The sequence below is a fragment of the Roseobacter sp. GAI101 genome, assembly GCF_000156335.1.
GTDB lineage: Bacteria > Pseudomonadota > Alphaproteobacteria > Rhodobacterales > Rhodobacteraceae > Sulfitobacter.
Window position 1 is genome coordinate 173,533 of the sequence record NZ_DS999213.1, and the last position, 3,124, is coordinate 176,656.

At 58.1% G+C, this 3,124-nt stretch carries 4 protein-coding genes and 1 pseudogene; 1 reads left to right on the forward strand and 4 read right to left on the reverse strand.

From position 1 onward, the window contains the following. Nucleotides 1–331 (reverse strand): annotated as a pseudogene (locus tag RGAI101_RS00755) (molecular chaperone DnaJ); the annotation flags it as partial. A 75-nt stretch (nucleotides 332–406) separates the two neighbouring features. Between RGAI101_RS00755 and RGAI101_RS00760 the strand changes: the two are divergent. Next, nucleotides 407–664 (forward strand): BolA family protein, encoded by a 258-nt coding sequence (locus RGAI101_RS00760; RefSeq protein ID WP_008226386.1) that lies wholly within the window; start codon nucleotides 407–409, stop codon nucleotides 662–664. A 27-nt stretch (nucleotides 665–691) separates the two neighbouring features. Here the strand turns inward: RGAI101_RS00760 and RGAI101_RS22280 are convergent, their stop codons facing one another. From RGAI101_RS22280 to gatB, 3 genes are all read right to left on the reverse strand, one after another. Continuing rightward, entirely contained in the window at nucleotides 692–1,252 is a 561-nt protein-coding gene (locus tag RGAI101_RS22280; protein ID WP_037227016.1) for a hypothetical protein, read from the reverse strand. 113 nt (nucleotides 1,253–1,365) lie between these two features. After that, nucleotides 1,366–1,833: a thioesterase family protein gene (locus RGAI101_RS00770; protein WP_037227019.1), complete on the reverse strand. Its 468-nt coding sequence runs from the start codon at nucleotides 1,831–1,833 to the stop codon at nucleotides 1,366–1,368. A 155-nt stretch (nucleotides 1,834–1,988) separates the two neighbouring features. Then, a partial coding sequence (gene gatB, locus RGAI101_RS00775) for an Asp-tRNA(Asn)/Glu-tRNA(Gln) amidotransferase subunit GatB (protein ID WP_037227021.1) occupies nucleotides 1,989–3,124 on the reverse strand: 1,136 nt, incomplete at its 5' end.

Here is a 3,124-nt window from a genome sequence, read left to right on the forward strand (position 1 = left end):
CGCGTGCTTCGGGGTCGCCCAATGGCTTGGTCGTGCGTTCCCAGACCTTGTCCTTGGACATCTGGGCGTTCAATTCGGCTTCGGTGGTGCCGTCAAAGAAGTTCCACTTGAGGTTATATTCACGGACGTGCTGCTGGCAAAACCAGATGTAATCGTCCAGCACATCGGGCGCCTTGGGCGCGCGGTACTTGCCGTCCAGCTCGCATCCCGGATGCGAACAGACGCGCTGCGATGTCTCGGACGCACCGGACATTCCCCGCCGACCACGGGGGTTTTTTTTCTTTGAGGACGACACGGACATGTCGAATCCAAATGGATCAGGTTTTGGCATGGGTTTGGACCTTTCCGACTCAGGCCGTTCACTTTAAGGCTTACAGCGCCAGATAGAAGGGGGCTTTGCGAAAAAATGTCAGTAACTCAAGAAATTGCGGACAAGCTTGAGGCGGCATTTGCCCCTTCGGAGTTGAACGTCGTGGATGATAGCGAAAGCCACCGGGGCCATGCAGGCCACCGAGAGGGCGGTGAGAGCCATTTCAACGTCAAGATCCGGTCCAGCCACTTTGTCGGCCTCAGCCGGATTGCGCGGCACCGGGCGGTGCACGACGCATTGGGACCCGAGCTGATTGGACGTATCCACGCGCTGGCTTTGGATCTGGACGCCTGAAATTAGATAGCTGACAGGTAACTGGGGTTACTCTGTCGGCTTGACAAGGGGGGGCACCCCGTCTGTCGGTTCTTCCGCGTCCTGTTCAGGTGGCGTGTCCTTGGTCGCCTCGGTTTGGGGCGCGTCTTTTGGCGCTGTTGCGGCATCCTTGCCATCGGACTTTTTGCCGCGCGGGGACGTCGTGCTGGCCGCCGCGGGGGCTGTGTTCAAATCTGCCGCGTTGGTGTCAGCGTCCAGATCACCCGCTGAACCTGGTCCTATGGGTGCGGTGGCCGCTTTTGTTACCACAACTGCGTCATCTTGAAATGCTTTCGGTGCAGGCAGCCGTTCGGGGCTGAACGCTTCTGCATCGCTGTCGCGTGGACGGCGGAACACCAGCACATTGCGCCATTCGGTGGTGGTGCCGGTCAGGCCCGCCCGTTCAATCGAAGGCAGGGTCTCTGCGCGCTGATATTCCCAGCCGTAGCCCGAAAGCCCGTTCATCAGTTCTTGGAGCGCGTGGGAAAATCGCGCTTCGGCCCCTTTGACATCTTTGCCTTTCAGGCCTTTGTTGGGGGCAGGTACCACTTTGTACTCGTAACGGGGCATGGGCGTCCTTTTTCAGTATTGGGCCTGTTTCACCGCATCAAAAATAGTCACACAATGTGGCGTGGGCAGGCGTTGGGAAATTCGGGGTTCGGTGTCTTTCTGCTGCGAAGACCTTATTGCTTGATCCCGATCTTGCGCCCTGCGCGGTCAGGATAGGGCAGATTGCTGTGCGCCTGTTTCATCTCTTCGAGCTTGGTCAGGATTGTGTCGGGCATGGGGGCGACGCGGGGACCGGATTGGTCGACATGCAGGGTCAGCGCCTCTCCGGTGGCGGCAAGCCAGCCGTCTTCGTGCCAGAGCTGCGTAAAGCTGTGAAACCGTTTCGCGTCGTAGTCCAGCAGTTGGAAGGTGCAGTAAGTCTGCGCGCCCTCATGCAATTCGCGAATATAGCAGACGTGAAATTCGGCGACGTAGGTCGTGCAGCCAAGCTTTTGATATTCGGGTCCGAAGCCGAGCTGCTCATAAGCATCATCAACGGCATTATCCATCAGGACGGAATAATACGCCATGTTCAGATGGCCATTGAAGTCGATCCACTCGGGCTTCACCACACGCAAGGAAGAACGGAAGGGGGTATTCATCGGCTAGCCTTTCGACAGGTGTTCATGAAAATTGCACACCATCGGCGCGCCCATTGCGGGGCGTCGGGCGGCGGCAATTGAAATCCGGAAATTGCGGGAGGGACCGTTTTCTTCGAAGAGAACGGATCGGAATTTTCGAAAATTCTGTGCGTCCCTCACCCGTTAAGCTTTTTCGCCACGATCTCATTCACCGCCTTGGGGTTCGCCTTGCCGCCGGTTGCCTTCATCGTCTGGCCCACGAACCAGCCTGCGAGCTTGGGGTTTTCGCGTGCCTTGGCGACCTGATCGGGGTTGGCGGCGATGATCGCATCGACAGCGGCCTCGATCGCGCCGGTGTCGGTGACCTGCTTCAGGCCTTCGGTCTCTACGATCTCGGCGGGGTCACGACCGGTGGTATAGGCGATCTCGAAGACGTCCTTGGCGATCTTGCCTGAAATCGCATCGGACGCGATCAGGTCGATCACGCCGCCCAGCTGCGCAGGTGTGACAGGGCTGTCGGTGATGGCCTTTTCGTCTTTCTTCAGGCGGCCGAACAGTTCGTTGATGACCCAGTTCGCGGCCATCTTGCCGTCACGGCCTTTGGCGGTTTCCTCAAAATAGCTTGAGCTGTCGAGGTCCGCTGTCAGCACCGAAGCATCATAATCGCTAAGCCCGAAGTCGTTGATGAAACGGGCCTTCTTGGCGTCGGGCAATTCGGGCAGGGTGGCGTTGATATTGTCGACCCACGCCTGTTCGATCACCAGTGGCAGCAGATCGGGGTCAGGAAAGTAGCGGTAATCATGCGCTTCTTCCTTGGACCGCATGGAGCGTGTTTCCATCTTGTCAGGGTCGAACAGGCGCGTTTCCTGCACGACTTCTCCGCCACCCTCGACGATGGCAATCTGACGTTTCGCTTCGACTTCAATGGCTTGCTGGATGAAGCGCATCGAGTTCATGTTCTTGATCTCGCAGCGGGTGCCCAGATGGCTGAAATCTTGCGTGGCCTGATATTTTTCGTATTGGCCGGGCAGGCAGATTGACACGTTCACATCGGCGCGCATGGCACCGGATTGCATGTCACCGTTGCAGGTGCCCAGATACCGCAGGATCTGGCGCAGTTTGGTCAGATAGGCGGCAGCCTCTTCGGGGCCGCGGATGTCGGGTTTGCTGACGATCTCCATCAGGGCGACGCCGGTGCGGTTCAAATCCACAAAAGACATGTTCGGGTCCATGTCGTGAATGGATTTGCCCGCGTCCTGTTCAAGGTGGATACGTTCGACCCGCACCAGACGGGCTGTATTGTCACCCATTT